The 20,249-nt window shown below is 39.6% G+C and carries 18 protein-coding genes; 5 read left to right on the forward strand and 13 right to left on the reverse strand.

Annotation, left to right across the window (positions count from 1 at the left end; all coding sequences use genetic code 11):
- Window positions 1-49: 49 nt before the first annotated feature.
- Entirely contained in the window at window positions 50-985 is a 936-nt protein-coding gene (gene queG / locus ABJQ32_19045; GenBank protein MEP5291762.1) for a tRNA epoxyqueuosine(34) reductase QueG, read from the reverse strand.
- Between the two features lie 64 nt (window positions 986-1,049).
- On the opposite strand from queG, the gene mscL reads away from it, so the two are divergent.
- A complete protein-coding gene (mscL, locus tag ABJQ32_19050; protein MEP5291763.1) occupies window positions 1,050-1,442 on the forward strand; it encodes a large-conductance mechanosensitive channel protein MscL in 393 nt (130 codons plus the stop codon).
- A gap of 46 nt (window positions 1,443-1,488) precedes the next feature.
- Here mscL and ruvB read toward each other — a convergent pair whose 3' ends face one another.
- A complete protein-coding gene (gene ruvB, locus ABJQ32_19055; GenBank protein MEP5291764.1) occupies window positions 1,489-2,514 on the reverse strand; it encodes a Holliday junction branch migration DNA helicase RuvB in 1,026 nt (341 codons plus the stop codon).
- Between the two features lie 176 nt (window positions 2,515-2,690).
- On the opposite strand from ruvB, the gene ABJQ32_19060 reads away from it, so the two are divergent.
- From ABJQ32_19060 to ABJQ32_19070, 3 genes are all read left to right on the forward strand, one after another.
- Entirely contained in the window at window positions 2,691-3,716 is a 1,026-nt protein-coding gene (locus tag ABJQ32_19060) for an FAD:protein FMN transferase (GenBank protein MEP5291765.1), read from the forward strand.
- A 58-nt stretch (window positions 3,717-3,774) separates the two neighbouring features.
- Entirely contained in the window at window positions 3,775-4,485 is a 711-nt protein-coding gene (locus ABJQ32_19065) for a hypothetical protein (protein ID MEP5291766.1), read from the forward strand.
- A gap of 88 nt (window positions 4,486-4,573) precedes the next feature.
- Window positions 4,574-5,437, forward strand: a complete 864-nt coding sequence (locus ABJQ32_19070; protein ID MEP5291767.1) for a transporter substrate-binding domain-containing protein — start codon at window positions 4,574-4,576, stop codon at window positions 5,435-5,437.
- Between the two features lie 3 nt (window positions 5,438-5,440).
- On the opposite strand, the gene ABJQ32_19075 is transcribed toward ABJQ32_19070, so the two are convergent.
- Window positions 5,441-7,594, reverse strand: coding sequence for a methyl-accepting chemotaxis protein (locus ABJQ32_19075; protein MEP5291768.1), 2,154 nt, complete (start codon window positions 7,592-7,594; stop codon window positions 5,441-5,443).
- Window positions 7,595-7,751: 157 nt separating this feature from the next.
- Window positions 7,752-8,486, reverse strand: coding sequence for a hypothetical protein (locus ABJQ32_19080; protein ID MEP5291769.1), 735 nt, complete (start codon window positions 8,484-8,486; stop codon window positions 7,752-7,754).
- A gap of 59 nt (window positions 8,487-8,545) precedes the next feature.
- On the opposite strand from ABJQ32_19080, the gene ABJQ32_19085 reads away from it, so the two are divergent.
- A complete protein-coding gene (locus ABJQ32_19085; protein ID MEP5291770.1) occupies window positions 8,546-9,511 on the forward strand; it encodes a zinc dependent phospholipase C family protein in 966 nt (321 codons plus the stop codon).
- A 1-nt stretch (window position 9,512) separates the two neighbouring features.
- Here the strand turns inward: ABJQ32_19085 and ilvA are convergent, their stop codons facing one another.
- The 9 genes from ilvA to ABJQ32_19130 form a co-directional block, all read right to left on the reverse strand.
- Window positions 9,513-10,772: a threonine ammonia-lyase IlvA gene (gene ilvA, locus ABJQ32_19090; protein MEP5291771.1), complete on the reverse strand. Its 1,260-nt coding sequence runs from the start codon at window positions 10,770-10,772 to the stop codon at window positions 9,513-9,515.
- 25 nt (window positions 10,773-10,797) lie between these two features.
- Complete coding sequence (gene ilvC, locus ABJQ32_19095) at window positions 10,798-11,844, reverse strand: ketol-acid reductoisomerase (protein MEP5291772.1); 1,047 nt, start codon at window positions 11,842-11,844, stop codon at window positions 10,798-10,800.
- A gap of 18 nt (window positions 11,845-11,862) precedes the next feature.
- The gene (ilvN, locus tag ABJQ32_19100; GenBank protein ID MEP5291773.1) at window positions 11,863-12,420 is read right to left on the reverse strand and encodes an acetolactate synthase small subunit; all 558 of its coding nucleotides are present in this window, start codon (window positions 12,418-12,420) and stop codon (window positions 11,863-11,865) included.
- A complete protein-coding gene (gene ilvB, locus ABJQ32_19105; protein ID MEP5291774.1) occupies window positions 12,420-14,147 on the reverse strand; it encodes a biosynthetic-type acetolactate synthase large subunit in 1,728 nt (575 codons plus the stop codon). Before ilvB ends, ilvN begins: the two co-directional genes overlap by 1 nt.
- A gap of 1 nt (window position 14,148) precedes the next feature.
- Window positions 14,149-15,825: a dihydroxy-acid dehydratase gene (gene ilvD, locus ABJQ32_19110; protein ID MEP5291775.1), complete on the reverse strand. Its 1,677-nt coding sequence runs from the start codon at window positions 15,823-15,825 to the stop codon at window positions 14,149-14,151.
- A 158-nt stretch (window positions 15,826-15,983) separates the two neighbouring features.
- Entirely contained in the window at window positions 15,984-17,102 is a 1,119-nt protein-coding gene (gene leuB / locus ABJQ32_19115; protein MEP5291776.1) for a 3-isopropylmalate dehydrogenase, read from the reverse strand.
- A 6-nt stretch (window positions 17,103-17,108) separates the two neighbouring features.
- Window positions 17,109-17,696, reverse strand: a complete 588-nt coding sequence (leuD, locus tag ABJQ32_19120; protein MEP5291777.1) for a 3-isopropylmalate dehydratase small subunit — start codon at window positions 17,694-17,696, stop codon at window positions 17,109-17,111.
- Window positions 17,686-19,056 carry a 3-isopropylmalate dehydratase large subunit gene (gene leuC, locus ABJQ32_19125; GenBank protein ID MEP5291778.1) on the reverse strand — a complete coding sequence of 457 codons (1,371 nt, stop codon included), beginning with the start codon at window positions 19,054-19,056 and terminating at the stop codon, window positions 17,686-17,688. The genes leuD and leuC overlap by 11 nt, the downstream gene beginning before the upstream one ends.
- The gene (locus ABJQ32_19130) at window positions 19,056-20,210 is read right to left on the reverse strand and encodes a 2-isopropylmalate synthase (GenBank protein ID MEP5291779.1); all 1,155 of its coding nucleotides are present in this window, start codon (window positions 20,208-20,210) and stop codon (window positions 19,056-19,058) included. Before ABJQ32_19130 ends, leuC begins: the two co-directional genes overlap by 1 nt.
- Window positions 20,211-20,249: the final 39 nt, after the last annotated feature.

Consider the following 20,249-nt stretch of genomic DNA (forward strand, 5'->3'; position numbering starts at 1 on the left):
ATTTTTTTTACTACGTGAGGAAAAGCGATCAAGTCAGCTTTACGTTAACTCAATTTATTTTTTTGAAAATAAAATTAATATTCCTCTTCAATCCTTCAAACTTTGTACGTTTAACGGCGGACTTCTTGAATACTTTTTGAAAGACGTCTTTGGTGAGTTCCTGCCATTCTTGCTTTGAAAAATCTTCCCAACCTTGAGGCTCGAAAGCTGGTTCATTGTGAGGTTTTGAAAACCGATTCCAAGGACAAACATCCTGACAGATGTCACACCCAAATGCCCAGCCTTCCATTTTATCTTTAAACGATGTAGGAACCTCATCTTTAAGTTCAATGGTTAAATAGGAGATACACCGACTGCCATCAACAACATAGGGTTCTGGAATAGCATCTGTCGGGCAGGCATCCTGGCAAGCGGTGCAAGTGCCACAATAATCTCGCATGGGCCCATCTGCCTCTAGTTCCAAATCGATGATCAGCTCTGCTAAAAAGAAAAAGCTACCCATTTCTCTATTTAGGAGTAATGAATTTTTCCCAATCCATCCAATGCCGCTTTTTGCAGCCCAGGCTCGCTCATGTACTGGCGCTGAATCCACAAACACTCGTCCGTCTACTTCACCTATTTCATCGTGAATTCTAGACATGAATTCTTTCAATTTGTCTTTTACCACAAAATGATAATCCTGGCCGTACGCATATTTTGCAATCTTTGGAGCGCTTTGTGAATGATTTTTTTCTGGGAAGTAATTATAGACAAGAGAGACTACTGACTTTGCTCCAGGCACTAACTTGGTCGGGTCTAGTCTTTTTTCAAAATGATTTTCGAGATAGTTCATTTTGCCATGGTAGTCTCGCTTTAACCATTCTTCTAGCTTAGGAGCTTCTTCTTCCAGAAACTCAGCCTTTGATATTCCGCAAAAACTAAACCCAAGCTCACTGGCTGTTAACTTGATCTTTTGTGCATTCAACGCATTCAAAGGGCTACCCATCTAATTAGTTTTATCATAAAAATCTTCCAAGACTACATTTAGACCAAATTAAACCTAATACATTATGCTAAAAGAATTTAAGACCTTTATTATGAAAGGCAACATCCTGGACTTGGCTGTTGCGGTAATAATCGGAGCGGCCTTTAAAACCGTAATATCCTCATTCGTAAATGACATCTTAATGCCTCCTATTGGAATGGCACTAGGTGGCGTTGATTTTACGGATTTGAAGTTTGCTTTGACGGAAGCTTCAGAAGGCGTGGAAGCTGTCACTATAAATTACGGAGTGTTTATTCAAACCGTCATTGATTTTGTAATTATTGCTTTCGTGATTTTTATGGTAATCAAGGGCTATAACAGTATGCAGAAGAAAAAAGAAGAAGCACCTGCTGAGCCGCCAGCACCTTCAAATGAGGAAGTACTCTTAGGAGAAATTAGAGATTTGCTTAAAAAGTAAAAGATTAGGTCGTCTCAAGAAATCAAGCGTTACTTGAGACGGCCTATTAAAAAAGAGATCCAGTTTTATTCGGAGGAATTTCACCAAGATGCTTATAAGCCAATTCTGTGGCTTCTCTTCCTCTGGAAGTTCGTTTGATATATCCTTCTTGAATCAGAAAAGGCTCATAGACCTCTTCTATAGTTTCAGATTCTTCGCTACACGCTGTGGCTATTGTACTAAGGCCTACTGGTCCGCCTTTGAATTTATTGATGATGGTAGAGAGTATCCTGTTGTCCATTTCATCCAGACCATGATCGTCCACATCCAGTGCTTTGAGAGCCATCTTCGAAATATCAAGCGTAATAGCACCATCACCTTTGATCTGAGCAAAATCTCTTGTTCGACGTAGTAAATTATTTGCAATACGTGGGGTTCCTCTGCTTCTTCTAGCAATTTCGTAAGCAGCCTCTTCATCAATAATAGAATTGAGGATATCAGCAGATCTACCAACAATTGAGGTAAGTAATTTAGAGTCATAATACTCTAGCCGGGAATTTATCCCGAATCGTGCTCGTAGAGGAGAAGTCAAAAGTCCGGATCGAGTGGTAGCCCCAATCAATGTAAAGGGATTCAATTCGATCTGAACTGATCTTGCATTAGGTCCTGAGTCGAGCATGATATCTATACGGTAGTCTTCCATAGCCGAGTATAGATATTCTTCTACGACAGGATTGAGACGATGTATCTCATCAATAAAAAGCACGTCATGAGCTTCTAGATTAGTAAGCAATCCGGCTAGTTCGCTTGCTTTATCAAGAACTGGCCCAGATGTCACTTTAATATTTGATTGAAGCTCATTTGCTATAATGAAAGAAAGCGTTGTTTTGCCCAAGCCAGGAGGACCGTGTAGAAGAACATGATCTAAGGGCTCTGTTCGCTGCTTTGCAGCTTCCACGAAAATCTTAAGATTATCAACTACTTTTTGTTGACCAGTGAAATCAGAAAATGATAGCGGCCTAAGCGCTTTCTCAAATTCCTTTTCGGAGGATTCCATGCCTTCACTGTCCGCTTGTAAGTAGTCTTCTCTCATCGCACTCAAATATAACTCACAAAGCGTTTGAAGCCTGATTGAATTATCATTGTGGTAAATCTAAATGGCCTATGAAATGAACATGACTGTAGTAAACACCAACACACAGGTGATTAGAGTTCATGTGAATTCCATTGTTCCGGCAAACCGGTGACATTTGAAAACAGACGACACACATGAATAAAAAGGCGCTACTCATTTTTGGAATCGGGCTGGCGGTCACTTTCCTCATTTTTTCTTATCTCCGAAAGGATGATCCAAGACTCTACCATATTACCGGGCAAACGATGGGGACAATTATCTATAATGTCAAATATGTAGGTCAGGAAATTGAGGATCTAGACGCTGATATTGCAAAGGAACTGGTCGCTTTCAATCAGTCGCTTTCAACCTATATTCCCACCTCTGAAATATCAATCTTAAACAAGGAAGGGCAATTCACTTTTCAGTCAGACTTTTTTTTACCAATCCTTCAAAAGAGTAGAGAGATTTATGAGTCTACCTACAGGACTTTCGATCCAAGTATCGGCCCACTAGTTCAAGCATGGGGGTTCGGTCCGGATAAAAATATTCCAAATATTGATTCTGCTGCAGTAGATTCATTAAAACAAATTATCGGGTATGATCAAGTTTCATTTGATGAAAAAGCTATTCAAATGCCTAAAAATTTTCAACTTGATTTTAGTGCTATAGCAAAAGGTTATGCTGTGGATGCAGTAGGGGGGTTGCTGGAAGCAAAAGGTCTTAAAAATTATTTGGTTGAAATTGGAGGAGAGGTAAGGTGTCGAGGAAACAATAGTGAAGAAAAATCCTGGTCTTTAGGGATAGAAGATCCCACAGTTAATCAGGATGAACAGCGATTGATGGCAATAGTACGACTGAGAGATAAATCTTTGGCTACATCTGGTAACTACCGGAATTATTATGAAAAAGATGGAAAAATACATGCGCACATAATTGACCCGAGAACGGGCTATACTGCAAATCATAATTTATTGAGCGCATCTGTGTTTGCAGAAGATTGTATGAGTGCAGACGCATATGCTACGGCATTTATGGTTTTAGGAATGGAGCAATCTCAACAAATTATAGAAGGTAGAAATATTGATGCGATTCTGCTTTACAGGTCGGAAGATGGCCAGGTGAAAAGCTATGTTTCTGAAGGAATAAGACCTTTTTTAGAAATGAATAAAGCTGAATGAATTCTTTCCACTTGCGCGTGGTTATATTTTCTGCAACTTTGATGCATAATCAAACACCATGACCCTAATCATACTCATATTAATTGCGAGCACTTTACTTGGAGGAGTAAGTTTAAACCTGATACCAGGGCTGAAGAAAAACCTAAGACTCCCACTCATCTTTGCAGGTTCCTATCTCTTTGCGATAACGATTATCCATATCATACCAGAATTGTTCTCCATAAGCCCAGATCCATCAATCATTGGATTATATGTGTTGATTGGCTTTTTTATGCAGCAGTTTTTAGAATATTTCTCATCAGGAGTAGAGCATGGTCACGTACACAAAGACAAAGCAGTCTCTATGAGTGGACGTTTTTCGATTATTGCTGCTTTAATGATCCATAGCTTACTTGAAGGAACTTTGCTTACACATGATTCTCCATTTCATGAGAAGCATGAATCGTATTCGCTTCTGTTAGGAATTGTTTTGCATAAAATGCCGGCAGCTTTTGCCTTGATGGCAACTATGCAGGGGCTTGGTAAGAAAGCGTATTATTTATTAATTCTCTTCAGTCTGGCTTCTCCTATTGGACTTTTGTTGAGTGATTTTGTTTTGCTCTCAGAGGATGCAATGTTGATCGTTTTTGCTGTGGTATGTGGGAGCTTTCTTCATATTTCAACGACCATTTTTGTGGAGGCAAGTCCTGAGCATCATTTTGGATTGAATAAGATTTTGATCAGTTTGACTGGTGCTTTGCTAGCAATTTTGGTAGAATATCTAGTGTAGAGGGTAATTGATGTTGAAGAATATGCTGACAAGACAGCACTTTTTCAAAAATCTTCTTTTCATTTGGGTAGCTAAATTCAACCAACCTATGAAAATTCATTTGATAGTAGTTTTATTGTGCCTTTTAAGTATTCAATCATATTCGCAAAGCTTTACTGGAGATACCTGGGCTACAGCTAGGGAAACGGGACAAGCCAGCATAGTGGTGACTTATGCTGAAGTTCCGAAGTATTCAGAAATGATTAATGGCCAGCCATCTGGGATTTGTTTTGAGATAATGGATCATTTTGAAGATTTTGTTGAATCTAGGTATGGAATTCAATTAAATGTTCAATATAAGTCTATCGAAGATCCAACCAATTGGGGAGCTTTCATGGAGTCAGTAAGATCAAGTTCTGGAGGCGTTTTTGGACTTGGAGATGTATCTATAACAGAAGACAGAAAATTACAATACAATTTTAGCCCACCATACCTTTCCAATGTTGCTATACTCGTAACCAATAAGGATGTGACAAACCTTTCTTCAATAGAAAAAATTCACTCTGAGTTTTCAGGGATGACAGCTATTGTTCAAAGGGGATCTTCTCATGATAAAAGGATACAAAAGCTTCAGAAATTATATGGAGGTTTTGATATTTCTTACGTCGACAATTCAGCAGATAAAATCACAAAGGTTCTATCATCTCCGCGCAACTTCACCTACATTGATTTCCCCAATTACCTTGAAAGTGTATTGGATGGTGTGAACATAAAGCGACATGGAGAAGGTGATGATGCTGGAGAGAAATTTGGAATCCTGATGCCTAAAAACAGTGATTGGAATGTTGTTATGCAGTCCTTCTTTAGATCTAATGGAGGTTACACTTTAAGTGATCAATACCGAGAATCCTTGCGAAACAATCTGGGAGAAAAGATCTTAAGACTTACAGATGCGCTTGCCGCAAAGGATTAGTCTCTATTCTTTAATCAAAGTCAATTTTTTTATTTCTTCTTTGAGCAGGGAAGCCACATCTTCCATTTGTTTTGCTTTCTCATAAAAACTTTTCATTCCTGAAGAAAGCTCCGCAACTCCTGAAGCTGTTTGTTCTGTGCCAGCCGCAGTTTCCTCTGCGATGACGACCACAGCTTCTGAAATTGAAACAACTTTTGACACATTCTCCTTCTGTGCAGTAGTCGCGGTGAGGATATCTTTAGAGTGGTCAAATGTATGTGTATTTGATTTTTCAATATCGCCAAATACTTTTGAAGCCTCATCGGAGGCTTTCTTCCCGGTGATCACTGTCTTGTTCATTACGTCTATTATACTTGAAGCCTCTCCTGTATCTTTTTGAACATCTCTGATAAGTTGCTCAATTTGAGAAGCTGATTTTTTTGAATCTTCGGCAAGCTTCCGTATTTCTTCAGCCACTACTGCAAATCCTCTCCCGGCATCACCAGCTTGCGCAGCTTCAATGGCAGCATTCAATGCCAAGAGGTTCGTCTGGCTTGCTATCTCTGATATGACATCAAGAACGCGAGTGATCTCTTTCGACCTACCAGTTAAAACATCAATAGAGGCATTTGTTTTTTCTCCATAAATGGCTATTTGATTAATGCTATTGGAAATATTTTCTATCATTTCTCGGCCTTTTTCCCCGCTTTCAAATCCAACTTTTGCGGCTACATTGATGGCAGTTGCTCTTTCTTCCATGTCGTTGGATGACTTCAGTATTCCCTCAATCAAAGAAGACACCTCATCTACTTGAGTGACTTGATTCTGGGCTCCAGAGCTGATTTCTCCTATAGCAGAAGCAATCTCTTTTGTATTTGTATTCATCTCCTCACTTACACTTAGCATCTCTCCTGATGATTGATCTACAATATCTGAGTTTTTAGATATTTTATTTAATAAGTTGTTAAGTTCAATAATCGCCTTATTTAGTGAGTCAGTCAGATTGAAAATTTCACCTTTTTCAAGGCGGTCATATTTTTTTGTTAAGTCACCTTTTGACATGGCCAGAGTGATGTCGTTTAGCAGGAGCATTGGACTTGAAATTGATGCCAATAGGTTATTAATTGCAACACTTAAGTCTCGCCATGCTCCTTGCTTGTCAGAGGTGTCAATTTTGGCACTCAGAACCCCTTCCTCACCAGCCATTCGTACCACTTCATTGGTATCATCGATCACTTTTTTAAGGTTATTTCTCATCGAAATCAACGAATTCCCTAAAACATCTTGGGAACTTCTCGCGCTGAATTCAGCTTCTAGATTCCCTTTTTCTATTTCACTTGAGAATGTTGATAAGCGTTCAAAGCTTTCTATCAAAGAATTTATCCCCCGACTCATTTTTCCAATTTCATCCTCACTTTTAATGGAGATGGAATCGGTGATAATCCCTTCACTCATCAATGAGACTTTTTCCTGAAGGGTTTTCAATGGATTCGTAATATTTTTAGATAACCAGTTTGCAATAAGTATCGCAATAACAGTTCCTATAATACTTAGAATAAGTATCATGAAATTAAGCGAGTTAAAGGAGCTTTCCATATCACTGGTGATGCTGGATAGCTCCTGCTTTTTTTGTGTTAAAATTTCATTTACTCTCTCTACCAGGATTCCAGATTTTGGGATAATATTTCTTTCTAGCAATTCTTCACTGATAAGCACATTGATGATATCTGCATATTCTTCCTCAGAGTGAAGAATCTCTACAATGGTTTTTTGACTCACTAAAATACTGTCATATGATGCTACCGTACTTGCGAGTATTTGATCAATCGAGCTTGCTTTGGATGTACTGTCGATTTGAGTGAGAAGCTTTTTCTTTAGAATAGGATAAGCATTATTGTGTATTTCTCTCAGCTTTTCTTTGTCCTTTTCATATTTTGAAACGTAAACCCAGTTGGTGGCGTATGATCTTGAATTCTCAACAATATTTCTGAATTCATTTATGGTATCGACAGATCGATTGATCTCATTGTTGACTTTGTCCAATACATCTATGCTCTTGGAGAGAGTGAAAAAAGTATAGATCCCATAAATAACATTGATCGTAATAATCAAAATGAAACTAACCCTTATTTTTTTTCCAATAGTTGAATTGCTGAGTGATAATTTTTTATCGAACATGTGTTACTAAAATCATATGCTGGTTGAAGCTTATAAAGCTATAAAAACGATTGATATTTTAATTCATTGATATTGACTTGCGGTTATCAAATTCGACATTGTGCGATTTATTATCCTTTGCTTGGGGCACTTTTAGCCATTCTGTAGAGTATATGTTTTAGTTTTCAATAATTTCAATCAACTCTATTTCGAGCGTTTGATTACCATAGTTGTGGATAATCATTTTCACAAATCCAAACTCAGGATGAAACCAGAAGTTATGTGAAGAACTACCAAATGACGCTTCAGTATAAGAGCTAATATGCCAAGCTTCTAGTTTCCTATACGGCAATTCAAGGTTTTCATACCCAATGACTTCATAATAGTTAGTCAATGTAGAATTAGCCCAATCGCCCCATCCTTCATAAATATTTAAGGACCCACTCCATGTCTTGCCGTGCTCGAGTGGAAGTCTAACTTCCGGGAAGGGAGCTACCTCAGTAAATGAATATTGATTTTGTCTAAATGGATGCATCCAAATGATATTCTCGTTTTCTATTATACCAGTGGTTGTCTTTTTGACCCATGTCCAATCTAAAAGCTTCTTGTTGATTGAAAGATTATTTATCCGATCGACATCTTCTTCATCGAATTCATACTGAATGGTGATTTCCTGTTGACTCTCCGGCTGATACTCCCATGGATTTCCATTTGCCATCATCCAAATTTTGCTTTCTGATACTTGGTTATGCTCTGCATCCCATAGTTTAGCATTGAAAATGTATTGCCTACAGGGCTTGAAAACCATATAGCTATTTCCGTTTTCAATGCATTCTACTGTTTCAAAAGTGGAAACTTGATTACAGCTAAACGTGCTTATTAGTATCATGACACCACAAAAAGAGTTTTTCATTCTTTGTTCTTTAAGGATATTGAAACCAATGTATTCATAAAATTTTCTAACTTCAGTGTATGAGAGCTTTCCTCGTATTTTTTACTGTGTTGATACCCATCTTTTCTTGGGGAGAAAAGAGCTGGGGATTTTTTGCGCATCAAAAAATAAATCGATTGGCGGTATTTACTCTTCCTCCAGAAATGATTGGCTTTTATAAGGAGAACATTCAATTCGTGACTGAGAAAGCTGTCAATCCTGACATGCGGCGTAACGTAATAAAAGAAGAAGCAGCTAGACACTATATTGATGTGGATGTATATGGAGATTCTGCTGTTTATAAAATGCCCAGGTATTGGAATGATGCTGTTGAAAAGTACACAGAAGATACACTGCAGGCATATGGCATTGTCCCTTATCATATCAACCGAATGTCATTTTGGCTGATAAAGGCCTTTCAGGATAAAAATGCTGAACAAATTTTAAGACTCTCATCTGACATGGGGCATTATATCGCAGATGCAAATGTGCCTCTTCATACTACGGAAAATTACAATGGACAATTGAGTGGTCAGTATGGCATTCATGGTTTTTGGGAATCAAGGTTGCCCGAATTGTTTGTAGAGAACTACGACCTACTTTCTGGAAAAGCAAAGTACATTGAAAATATTCAGCTACGTGCTTGGGATGCCGTAGTAAATGCACATGAAGCTCTGGATTCGGTTCTATTGTTTGAAAAACAATTGACAAAAAGGTATCCGGAATCGAAAAAATATGGATATGAAGAGCGCGGACAATCAACTATCCGTACCTATAGCTATGATTTCTCCGAAGATTATCACAGAAAGCTAAATGGTATGGTCGAACGACAAATGCGAGCCTCCATCAAGATGGTAGGAGATGTTTGGTTTAGCTGCTGGGTAAAGGCAGGACAACCAGATTTGTCTGATTTGATAGAGAAGGGGGTGGAGCTTCAGGATTCTACATTTGTCATAGATACAAGTGTGAAATTGAGAAATCATGAAGCTGGAATAGGAGAGAATTGATTTAAACAATCAAATTCAGAAGATCTGGTTGATCATTAAGATATTCTCCGAAGAAACGTTTCCGCTTCATTCTATCGATAAGTGACAAGAGGTCTCTTTTATCCTTTAGCTCAATTCCTACTACCGCAGCTCCTTTTTCACGCGAATTCTTTTTGGTATACTCAAAATGAGTAATGTCATCTTTAGGTCCCAGAATTTCAGCGACAAACTCTTTTAAAGCTCCTGCACGCTGGGGGAACCGCACTACGAAGTAATGCTTAAGTCCTTCGAATAGAAGTGCTCTTTCTTTGATTTCTTCCATTCGTGTAATGTCGTTGTTGCTACCGCTAACAAGACATACCACATTTGTTCCCTTAATCTTATTGGAAAGCTGACTCAGAGCAGAGATAGTAAGGGCTCCCGCCGGCTCCACGACTATGGCATCTCGATTGTATAACTCTAGCATAGTTTTGCAAATTTCCCCTTCAGGCACAGTTATCACTTCATCTATAATCTCTTTGCAAATCGCAAAAGTGAGATCGCCGACCTGCTGTACAGCTGCTCCATCTACAAACTTATCTATGTGATCCAGAGGAGTATTTTCACCATAGTCTAAGGCATGCTGCATAGATGGCGCTCCCAATGGCTCTACCCCAATAATCTTCGTTGATGGGGAGAGTGTTTTAATGACTGAGCCTACACCAGCTGCCAGTCCACCACCACCAATAGGAAGCAATAGATAGTCAATGGGTTGAGATACTTGTTCCAGCAATTCCAACCCTATTGTGGCTTGGCCTTCGATGACTTTTAGGTCGTCAAAAGGATGAATGAATGATGCATTTCTTGATTTAGAAAATAGCAGGGCAATTTCCTTCGCTTGATCAAATGTGTCTCCCTCTAATTGGATTTCCACATATTCTTTCCCAAACATTCGCACCTGCTCCACCTTTTGCATTGGAGTGGTCGATGGCATGAATATGACTCCTTTTGTCTGGAGTTTTTGACAGGAAAGTGCTACTCCCTGCGCATGATTGCCTGCGCTTGCGCAGACTACTCCATTGGCCAACTCTTGTGGGGATAGAGATTGCATTTTGTTAAAAGCACCTCTGATCTTATAAGATCTCACTGGCTGTAAATCCTCTCTTTTCATCAGAATGTTTGCCTGAAAGAAAGAGGAGTAGTTTAGGCTTGGCAATAGAGGAGTGTAAGCCGCAACTCCTTTTAAAGTAGATGCTGCGGCTTTTACACTATCTAAACTAATAACGTGTTCTTTTACTTCCATTCAATGAAGATTTACGGACGATCCCTTATGCATTTTCAGGTCTAAGTTTTCTTACTGCGGCACCAGCTTTCCACATTTCTGAATCGCTCAATTCTTTTAGCTCTTCCTCAAGCCTTACTCTGTAGTCATCTTTTTCGTTGGCCTTAATAGTTATTTTGGCTTCATTGCCTGACTCCACACTATCGTACAATTCTTCAAAAACTGGAACTACTGCATCTCTAAATTTTTTCCACCAGTCAAGTGCACCGCGTTGTGCGGTTGTGGAGCAATTAGCATACATCCAATCCATACCATTTTCCGCAATGAGCGGGTAAAGAGATTGAGTAGCTTCTTCCACCGTCTCGTTAAATGCTTCGGAAGGTGAATGCCCCTTCTTTCGAAGCAAATCATACTGAGCAGCAAACAATCCCTGAATTGCACCCATCAAGCTTCCTCGTTCTCCAGTTAGATCGCTATGAACTTCCTTCTCAAAATTGGTTTCGAATAGATAACCAGAACCGACTCCAATACCCAATGAAATGACTCGTTCTCTTGCATTTCCCGTAGCATCTTGATGTACAGCAAATGATGAGTTGAGACCTTTTCCAGCGACAAATAATCTTCTCAATGAAGTTCCAGATCCCTTTGGCGCAACCAGAATAACATCGACATCATCAGGAGGCACTATGCCGGTCTGATCGTGATGAGTGATGCCAAATCCATGAGAGAAATACAAGGCTTTTCCAGCGGATAGATGGTTTTTTACTGTATTCCATTGGGCGATTTGCCCTGCATCTGATAGGAGGTATTGAATGATGGTTCCTTTATCACAAGCTTGCTCTATTTCAAAAAGATCAATTCCCTCCTGAAAGCCATCTGCTTTAGCCTTTTCCCATGATTTTCCGCCTTTACGCTGACCTATGATTACATTGAACCCATTGTCTCTTAGGTTGAGCGCCTGACCAGGTCCTTGTACACCATAACCAATGATGGCGATGGTTTCGTTTTTCAGTACTTCTCTTGCTTTTTCTAATGGAAATTCTTCCCGGGTGACCACCTCTTCTAAGGTTCCACCAAAATTAATTTGTGCCATTTCTGTTTCTGTTATTGTTTAAAATTCTTTGATACTTAATGTGTTAGATTGTGAGGTTTCTAATTCCCTTATGAAAGCCTCCGTTCGTCTTTTTGATTTTGAAATTGCCACTCTGCCAGAGCGGGCAAATTCAAGAATGTCGAAAGGCTGTAGCGTTTCATACAACTCATGCGTTTCTTGCTTGGTGCCTGTTTTCTCAATGACAATCTGATTTTCTTCAATTGCAATGATTTTGGCTCCATGCTGCCTGATGAGTGTCTCCAGAAGCCTGTTTTTTTGAAAGACTTCAAGCGAGAGTTTGTATAAAGCAATTTCCTGATAGTAAATCTGATCTTCTTCGTATAGGAAAGACCCCAGAACATCAACTAGTTTCCTTATCTGTTTTACTACTTTCTCTAATGCCGGTTTAGTGGCAGTAGCCACTATGGTATACCTGCTGACTCCTTCCACTTCTGTAGTAGAGACATTCAGACTATTTATATTGATCTTTCTTCGACTCAAAATGATCGTGAGTTTATTCAGAAGTCCAGGTTTGTCCTCTGTCAAAACCGATATGGTGTATTCTTTCTGCTCCATCACTCTAATCTTATTTTAGAAACACAACTTCCTGAAGGCACCATAGGGAATACATTTTCTTCCTTCTCTACCACAATTTCGAGGAGACTGGACTCTTTGGTATTCAGCCATTGATCAAATGCATAGTTTAATTCTTCTCTTTTCTCAATTCGTTGCGCAGCAATGCGGTATCCTTCTGCTATTTTGATGAAATCAGGATTATCCATTTCTGTGAATGAATACCTTCTATCGAAGAATAACTGTTGCCACTGCCTCACCATACCCAGAAAACTATTATTCAAAATCAAAATTTTAACTCCTACTTGGTACTGCATGATTACCCCCAGCTCTTGTATGGTCATTTGAAAGCCGCCATCTCCAATGATGGCGATCACTTCCCGATTCGGTTTGCCGATCTTAGCACCGATCGCAGCTGGAAGACAGAATCCCATGGTTCCTAGACCACCTGAAGTGATATGACTTTTAGGTTGGTCGAACTGATAGTATCTAGCCGCCATCATTTGATGTTGCCCTACGTCTGTTATAACGACCGATTTTCCTTGTGTTTTTATGGATAATTTGTGGATGACTTCTGCCATGGTCATCAATTCACTGGTTGGTTGAATTGATTTCTGGATAGCTTTATCCATTTCAATTTTATCGCATTCGTGAAATTCTTTTACCCATTCCTCGTGATCATTTGATTTAACTAATGGTAGCAATGCTTTGAGTGCTTGCTTAGCATCTCCGTTTATTGCGACATCCGTTTGAATATTCTTGTCAATTTCGGCTGGATCCAATTCGATGTGGATCACTTTTGCTTGCTTTGCATAGGTATTGATGTCACCTGTTACACGGTCGTCGAATCGCATGCCAATAGCTATGAATACATCGCATTCATTGGTTTTCACATTTGGCCCATAATTACCATGCATGCCCGCATAACCTACATAGAGTGGATGGTTGGTTGAAAAAGCTGATAATCCCAATAGGGTAGAAGCTGCAGGAATTCCTGTTTTTTCCACGAATTCCTTAAGTTCTTTTTCAGCGCCAGACAGAGTTACACCTTGTCCGAAAATCAGATATGGTTTTTTTGCCTGATTGATTAACTCAGTGGCTGTTTTTAGCGGCTGCTCTTTTAGTTCTGGATAAGGCTGATAACTTCTGATTCTTTCGCAAGCCTCATAAGTAAAATCAAAAGACTGTTGTTGAGCATCTTTCGTGATGTCAATAAGGACAGGGCCGGGGCGCCCAGATTGTGCAATGTAAAAAGCTTTTGCGAGTGCCATTGGGATTTCTTCTGGCCGAGTTATCTGGAAGTTCCATTTAGTTACTGGCATAGAAATACCAATGATGTCAGTCTCTTGAAATGCATCACTGCCCAATAGATGGCTGGCGACTTGACCTGTTATACAAACAAGGGGAGTAGAATCAATTTGGGCATCAGTAATGCCTGTGATTAGATTGGTTGCACCTGGTCCGGAAGTAGCAAAGCAAACGCCTACTTTTCCAGAAGATCTGGCAAACCCTTGGGCTGCATGTATAGCTCCTTGCTCGTGTCGTGTCAGAATATGCTTTAATTGATCTTCATAATCATACAAAGCGTCATAAACAGGCATAATGGCCCCTCCTGGATAACCGAAAATGGTTTCAACTTCTTCTTCAATCAGGCATTTCAAAATAGCTTCAGAACCGGTTAATCGTTCGGTTTTTAATTTTTTTTCTAGACTTTCTACTAGTGCTTCCATATCAATTATCAGTTAAGCACCCCTGAGATGCAGATGAAACCATTTTGGCATATTTGTAAAGTGTGCCTCGTTGAATTTTTAGTGAAGGGGCGGACCAATTGGCTTTTCGCTGTTCTAACTCCTGATCGCTTATCTCCAGTTTTATGCTATTCTTCTCCGCATCTATTGTAATTGTATCTCCAGTTTTCACCAGAGCAATAGCTCCTCCTTCTTGAGCTTCAGGCGAGATATGACCTACTACAAACCCATGAGTGCCTCCTGAGAATCTTCCATCGGTGATTAATGCTACTTCTTTTCCAAGTCCTACTCCCATAATTGCAGCAGTTGGTTTGAGCATTTCGGGCATCCCTGGGCCACCTTTTGGGCCTTCGTAACGAATGACGATTACATCTCCTTTTTCTATCTCCCCATTCTGGATTCCGTCATTTGCAGCATACTCTCCATCATATACTTTGGCTTTACCAGTGAACTTCAAACCTTCTTTTCCGGTGATTTTAGCTACTGCTCCTTCTTCTGCAAGGTTTCCGTGAAGTATTTGAATATGACCTGATGGTTTAATAGGGTGATCTACAGGATAGATGACTTTCTGTTCAAAAGAAAGATCTGGAACGGTTGATACATTTTCTTTGAGTGTTTTTCCTGTAACCGTCATGCACTCACCGTCAATCATACCCAGCTTAATCAAGTATTTTAGAATAACAGGCATACCACCCATGAGATGAATGTCTTCCATCAAGTGTTTACCGCTGGGTTTTAGATCGGCCAGAAAAGGAGTTTTGTCACTGATATGCTGGAAATCAGATAATTTGAAGTCAACACTTGCCGCATCAGCGATAGCGAGAAAGTGCAGGACTGCATTAGTAGATCCTCCTAATACAGTTAAAAGTGTTACTGCATTTTCAATGGCGGTTTTCGTAACAATATCAGAAGGCTTAAGATCCTTTTCTAATAAGGTCATGAGGTATTCACCTGCTTTCTTACTTTCATGAACCTTTTCTTCACCTACCGCTGGATTAGACGAGTTGTAGGGCAAAGACATACCTAAGGCTTCTATGGCAGAAGCCATGGTGTTGGCCGTATACATTCCTCCACATGCACCTGCGCCAGGGCAGGCATTTTCTATTACCTGTTGATATTCATTTTCCTCTATCTGACCTGAGACTTTTTCACCCCACGCCTCAAAGGCAGAAACAACATCTAACTTTTTATCATTGAGGCATCCAGAAGCAATGGTGCCCCCGTATACCAGAATTGAAGGGCGATCTAATCGCAGCATAGCCATTAGTGCACCAGGCATATTTTTGTCACATCCTACCACGGTGATTAAACCATCATAACTCATGCCCCTTACTACAGTCTCCATAGAATCGGCAATTAGATCACGGGAAGGAAGTGAGTAACGCATGCCTGGTGTTCCCATAGAAATACCATCACTTACTCCAATCGTATTAAAGATTAGTCCATTTCCACCACACGAATTGACCCCCTTTTTGACATGAATGGCAAGGTCATTCAGATGCATATTGCATGGGTTTCCCTCAAACCCTGTGCTCCCGATACCAATCAAAGGTTTTTTGAGATCTTCTTTGCTCAAACCTATTGCATGAAGCATAGCTTGCGCCGCAGGTTGTGAGGGATTTTGTGTAACTATTTTGCTGTATTTGTTTAGTTCTTTCATGAAAGTAATGGCATTAAAAAACCCTTCTTTTTTTGAGAAGGGTTTTGATTTTTTTTGGATATATCAATACTCTTCTCAGCTTATATCTGAATGACAATGACATTAAAAATGATAATGCGGGTACTAGTATTCACCATAAAAGCTTTACTTGTTTTGATTTAGATTATACAATTAAGTGAGATTTTGGCTGAATCATCTTTGATCTTCATATCCCCTTCTTCTTCTATGAACCAAGCAACGACATCTCCGATTTTTGAGCATGAACTGGATTCTTTACCAGCACTTAGATCTTGAGTGATAATGTCATTGTCCAAGGCCCACTTGATACCATTTTTAATCATTTCAGCTTCTGAAAAGAGTCCGAAATGCTCGTACATCATTGCAACTGAAAGAATGGCAGCCATAGGGTTGGCAATATCTAATCCTTGGGCTTGTGGGTACGAGCCATGAATAGGCTCAAACAACGCTACTTTCTTCCCGACTGAAGCGGAAGGTAACATTCCCAATGATCCGGTAATTACACTAGCTAAGTCTGAAATGATGTCGCCAAACATATTCTCAGTAAGGATTACATCAAATTGACTTGGGTTAAGCACAATTTGCATAGCTGCATTGTCCACAAAGAGATAATCAACAGTAACTTCAGGATATTCCTGACTTATTTCTTGCACCACCCGTCTCCAAAGCCTGGATGTTTCAAGTACATTGGCTTTATCTACCAGCGTAAGTTTTTTTCTTCTGGCAGAAGCTGCTTCAAAAGCTTGATAGGCAATCCTGCTTATTTCTTTGTCTGAGTATTCACAAAGATCTGAGGCGTGAGTTTTATCCTCGGATAACTTTTTCTCCCCAAAATATATTCCTCCTGTTAGCTCCCGATAGATAACAAAATCTACTCCGTCGAGTAAGGTGTTTTTTAGAGGAGAAACGTTGAAAAGAAGGTCATATGTACTAATCGGTCGAATGTTTGAAAACAACTCTAATGACTTTCTCAGCTTGAGCAATCCTTGTTCCGGACGTACTGGAAGATTAGGGTCATTGTCATATTTTGGATCCCCAATGGCACCTAGATATACAGCATCACTTGTGAGACATGCGTCCAGAGTTTCATCTGTGAGTGGAGTGCCGTATTTATCGATGCTTATCGCTCCAAAATCAGCTTCTTTTAGCTCGAAGTGATGATCGAACAAGTGATTTATTGCTTTAATCACTTTTAATCCCTGATTCACTACTTCAGGACCTATGCCATCTCCGGGTAATATTGTTATTTTCTTTTTCATAATAATTTAAACAGGTTCCCCTCTTTGAGTTTCGTAAGCCAAGATTTCAGACTTTAGATTTATTAAAAATTCAGTCTCGTCTATTCCTTGCATTAAGCATTGCTTTTTAAATGGATGAATATCAAAGGGTTGATTTAAGTTTATTGCGTCACATGAAATCATTTGGTTTTCTAAATCAATGTTTACTTCAGTTTCAGCATTGTCCATTGTTTTCTGTAGGAGTATATCAACAAACTGTTTATCCAGCTCAATTGGAAGAATTCCATTATTGTAAGCGTTTCCTTTAAAGATGTCTGCAAACTGTGTTGATATAATTGCTTCAATTCCATAGTCTGCTACCGCCCATGCGGCGTGTTCACGACTGGAACCACAACCAAAATTATTTCCTGCAATCATAATTTTAGCTGAAGATCTTTCTGGTTGGTTGAGAATAAATTCTGGATTGACATTCCCATCTTGTAGATATCTCCAGCTATAGAAAAGATTTTTCCCGTACCCGATTTTATCCACTTGCTTTAAAAATTTCGCAGGGATGATCTGATCAGTATCAATATTGTCGATTGCCAGAGGGAGGGCTGTGGAGTTAATTTTCATCTAGAAATAGGGTTGGGTCTGTGATCTTTCCTGTTAATGCTGAGGCAGCTGCCGTAAGTGGACTGGCAAGTACTGTTCGTGCTCCATCTCCCTGCCTGCCCTCAAAATTTCTATTGGAAGTAGAAACACAGAGTGAACCTGAAGGAATTTTATCATCGTTCATAGCCAGGCAAGCTGAACAGCCTGGTTCACGAAATTCGAATCCGCTTTCTTTGAATATCTTATCTAAGTTTTCTTCAATGGCTTGTGCTCTTACCTTCATAGAGCCAGGTACCACCCAGGCATTAACTCCATCTGCTTTTTTTCTGCCCCTGATCAGGTTTGCAACCAGCCTTAAGTCTTCTATTCTTCCATTTGTGCAACTGCCGATAAATACATAGTCAACTACCTGATCTGATACATTTTCTTCAGCATTGAATTTCATGTATTGCAAGGATTTTGTTGATAGATGAGGAGCATCTCCAATTTTTTGATTTAACCTAACACCTGTATCTGGGGCAGTTCCGGTAGTCACCATTGGGTGGATATCTTCTGCACGAAAAGCAATTTTCTTATCGTAGAATGCATTGTAATCTGTGTTTAATGATTTCCACCAGGAGAGTTTTTCATGGTCTATTTCTGCTCTTTTGGTTACATAATCAACAGTGGTTTGATCAACTCCTATGAGCCCACCTCGTGCACCCATTTCAATGCTCATGTTGCAGACGGTCATGCGCTCTTCCATTGACATATCTTCGAACACACTTCCACAGTATTCCACAAAATGACCTGTTGCGCCTTCTGTGCCCAACTTTGAGATGATGTAAAGGATGACATCCTTCGGGGTAGTTCCAAAAGGTAATGATCCATTTACTTCGATTTTCATGTTTTTTGGCTTACTCAGTACAAGACTTTGAGTGGCTAAAACTTGTTCTACCTGTGAAGTGCCTATGCCAAAAGCAATGGTTCCAAACGCTCCATGAGTGGAAGTATGACTGTCTCCACAAACGATGGTCATGCCTGGTTGAGTAATTCCTAAGTCTGGCCCAATAATGTGAACGATTCCTTGGTTTTCATGACCTATCTCAAAGAGTTCTATTCCAAATTCGTCACAATTTTTTTTCAAAGAAGCTACCTGTGTTGCAGAAAGAGGATCTTTGATAGGCTGAGATTGATTAACTGTAGGCACATTATGATCTGCAGTTGCCAAACATCTATGAGGCATCAGTACACCTATGCCCCTATCTCTTAATCCATCAAATGCTTGTGGGCTTGTAACCTCATGTAGGAAATGCTGATCGATAAAGAGTACATCCAATCCTTCGGATACATTTTTAACTACATGACTATCCCATATCTTATCAAATAATGTCTTTCCCATTAGGCGTATACTTTAATGCTCTTGAAAATATCATGTAAGTGCGACTGTTCAATACATCTTACTGTATCGGCAACCTCCAGGAAATTTTTGTAAGCAATTTTTAATGCGTCTTTATCAAGGGTATATCCAAGTTTTTTTGCGTGGAAGTTTAGAGCGGCCTTGCCACTTCTTGCAGTTAAGATAATTTCAGATCCTGTTGCACCAACTTCCTCTGGATCAATGATTTCGTAAGTTTCTCTGTTTTTTATCACCCCATCCTGATGAATTCCGGATGAATGAGCAAAGGCATTCGCACCTACAATTGCCTTGTTCGGTTGTACAGGCATATTCATCATTTCTGATACAGTTTCACTAATAGGAATGATCTTTTTTGTGTCAATCTCATGAGCTACGGTGATGTGCTTATGTTGATTAATGATCATTACCACCTCTTCCAATGAGGTGTTGCCTGCTCTTTCTCCTATCCCATTGATTGTGCATTCTACTTGGCGAGCACCTGCTTGGATTCCAGCAACGGAATTAGCAGTGGCCAAGCCTAGGTCATTGTGACAATGAGTAGATAATATAGCCTTATCAATGTTAGGGACATGATTAATTAAGTAGCTTATTTTTTCTCCGAATTGTTCCGGAAGGCAGTATCCCGTAGTATCTGGAATGTTGATGATGGTTGCTCCTGCATCTATCGCCGCTTCAACTACCCTCGCTAGATATTCATTATCTGTTCTTCCAGCATCTTCTGCATAGAATTCAACTTCTGCCACTTTATTTCTAGCATACTTTACAGCGTGAACAGCGCGAGCTATTATTTCTTCTTTTGTTGCTTTGAGCTTGAATTTAATATGAGAATCTGAAGTACCGATACCTGTATGGATTCTCGCATTCGCTGCATTTTTCAAGGCCTCAGCTGCTACATCAATATCTTCATCAACGGCTCTAGACAAACCACAAATTGTTGTATCCTTAATTTGATTTGAAATCAAGGATACAGATTTAAAATCTTCCGGGCTTGAAACTGGAAATCCTGCTTCAATAATATCTACCCCTAGACTTTCTAAGGCAAAAGCAATTTCAAGTTTTTCTTCACTTTTCAATTGACATCCTGGCACCTGTTCGCCATCCCTAAGTGTAGTATCAAATACAAAAAGTTTGTCCATATTCGTCAATCACATTTTTATTTGTGTTTCGACAAAGGT

Source organism: Marinobacter alexandrii (genome assembly GCA_039984955.1).
Lineage (GTDB): Bacteria > Bacteroidota > Bacteroidia > Cytophagales > Cyclobacteriaceae > Ekhidna.

Excerpts from the sequence above, each read along its gene's own strand:
- ABJQ32_19085 (MEP5291770.1), top strand. The coding sequence starts at position 8,546 with ATGAGAGCTTTCCTCGTATTTTTTACTGTGTTGATACCCATCTTTTCT.
- leuB (MEP5291776.1), bottom strand. The coding sequence starts at position 17,102 with ATGAAAAAGAAAATAACAATATTACCCGGAGATGGCATAGGTCCTGAA.
- ilvN (MEP5291773.1), bottom strand. The coding sequence starts at position 12,420 with ATGGAGCAGAAAGAATACACCATATCGGTTTTGACAGAGGACAAACCT.
- queG (MEP5291762.1), bottom strand. The coding sequence starts at position 985 with ATGGGTAGCCCTTTGAATGCGTTGAATGCACAAAAGATCAAGTTAACA.
- mscL (MEP5291763.1), top strand. The coding sequence starts at position 1,050 with ATGCTAAAAGAATTTAAGACCTTTATTATGAAAGGCAACATCCTGGAC.
- ilvB (MEP5291774.1), bottom strand. The coding sequence starts at position 14,147 with ATGGAAGCACTAGTAGAAAGTCTAGAAAAAAAATTAAAAACCGAACGA.
- leuD (MEP5291777.1), bottom strand. The coding sequence starts at position 17,696 with ATGAAAATTAACTCCACAGCCCTCCCTCTGGCAATCGACAATATTGAT.
- ABJQ32_19065 (MEP5291766.1), top strand. The coding sequence starts at position 3,775 with ATGACCCTAATCATACTCATATTAATTGCGAGCACTTTACTTGGAGGA.
- ruvB (MEP5291764.1), bottom strand. The coding sequence starts at position 2,514 with ATGAGAGAAGACTACTTACAAGCGGACAGTGAAGGCATGGAATCCTCC.
- ABJQ32_19130 (MEP5291779.1), bottom strand. The coding sequence starts at position 20,210 with ATGGACAAACTTTTTGTATTTGATACTACACTTAGGGATGGCGAACAG.
- ABJQ32_19075 (MEP5291768.1), bottom strand. The coding sequence starts at position 7,594 with ATGTTCGATAAAAAATTATCACTCAGCAATTCAACTATTGGAAAAAAA.
- ABJQ32_19060 (MEP5291765.1), top strand. The coding sequence starts at position 2,691 with ATGAATAAAAAGGCGCTACTCATTTTTGGAATCGGGCTGGCGGTCACT.
- ilvD (MEP5291775.1), bottom strand. The coding sequence starts at position 15,825 with ATGAAAGAACTAAACAAATACAGCAAAATAGTTACACAAAATCCCTCA.
- ABJQ32_19070 (MEP5291767.1), top strand. The coding sequence starts at position 4,574 with ATGAAAATTCATTTGATAGTAGTTTTATTGTGCCTTTTAAGTATTCAA.
- ABJQ32_19080 (MEP5291769.1), bottom strand. The coding sequence starts at position 8,486 with ATGAAAAACTCTTTTTGTGGTGTCATGATACTAATAAGCACGTTTAGC.
- ilvA (MEP5291771.1), bottom strand. The coding sequence starts at position 10,772 with ATGGAAGTAAAAGAACACGTTATTAGTTTAGATAGTGTAAAAGCCGCA.
- leuC (MEP5291778.1), bottom strand. The coding sequence starts at position 19,056 with ATGGGAAAGACATTATTTGATAAGATATGGGATAGTCATGTAGTTAAA.
- ilvC (MEP5291772.1), bottom strand. The coding sequence starts at position 11,844 with ATGGCACAAATTAATTTTGGTGGAACCTTAGAAGAGGTGGTCACCCGG.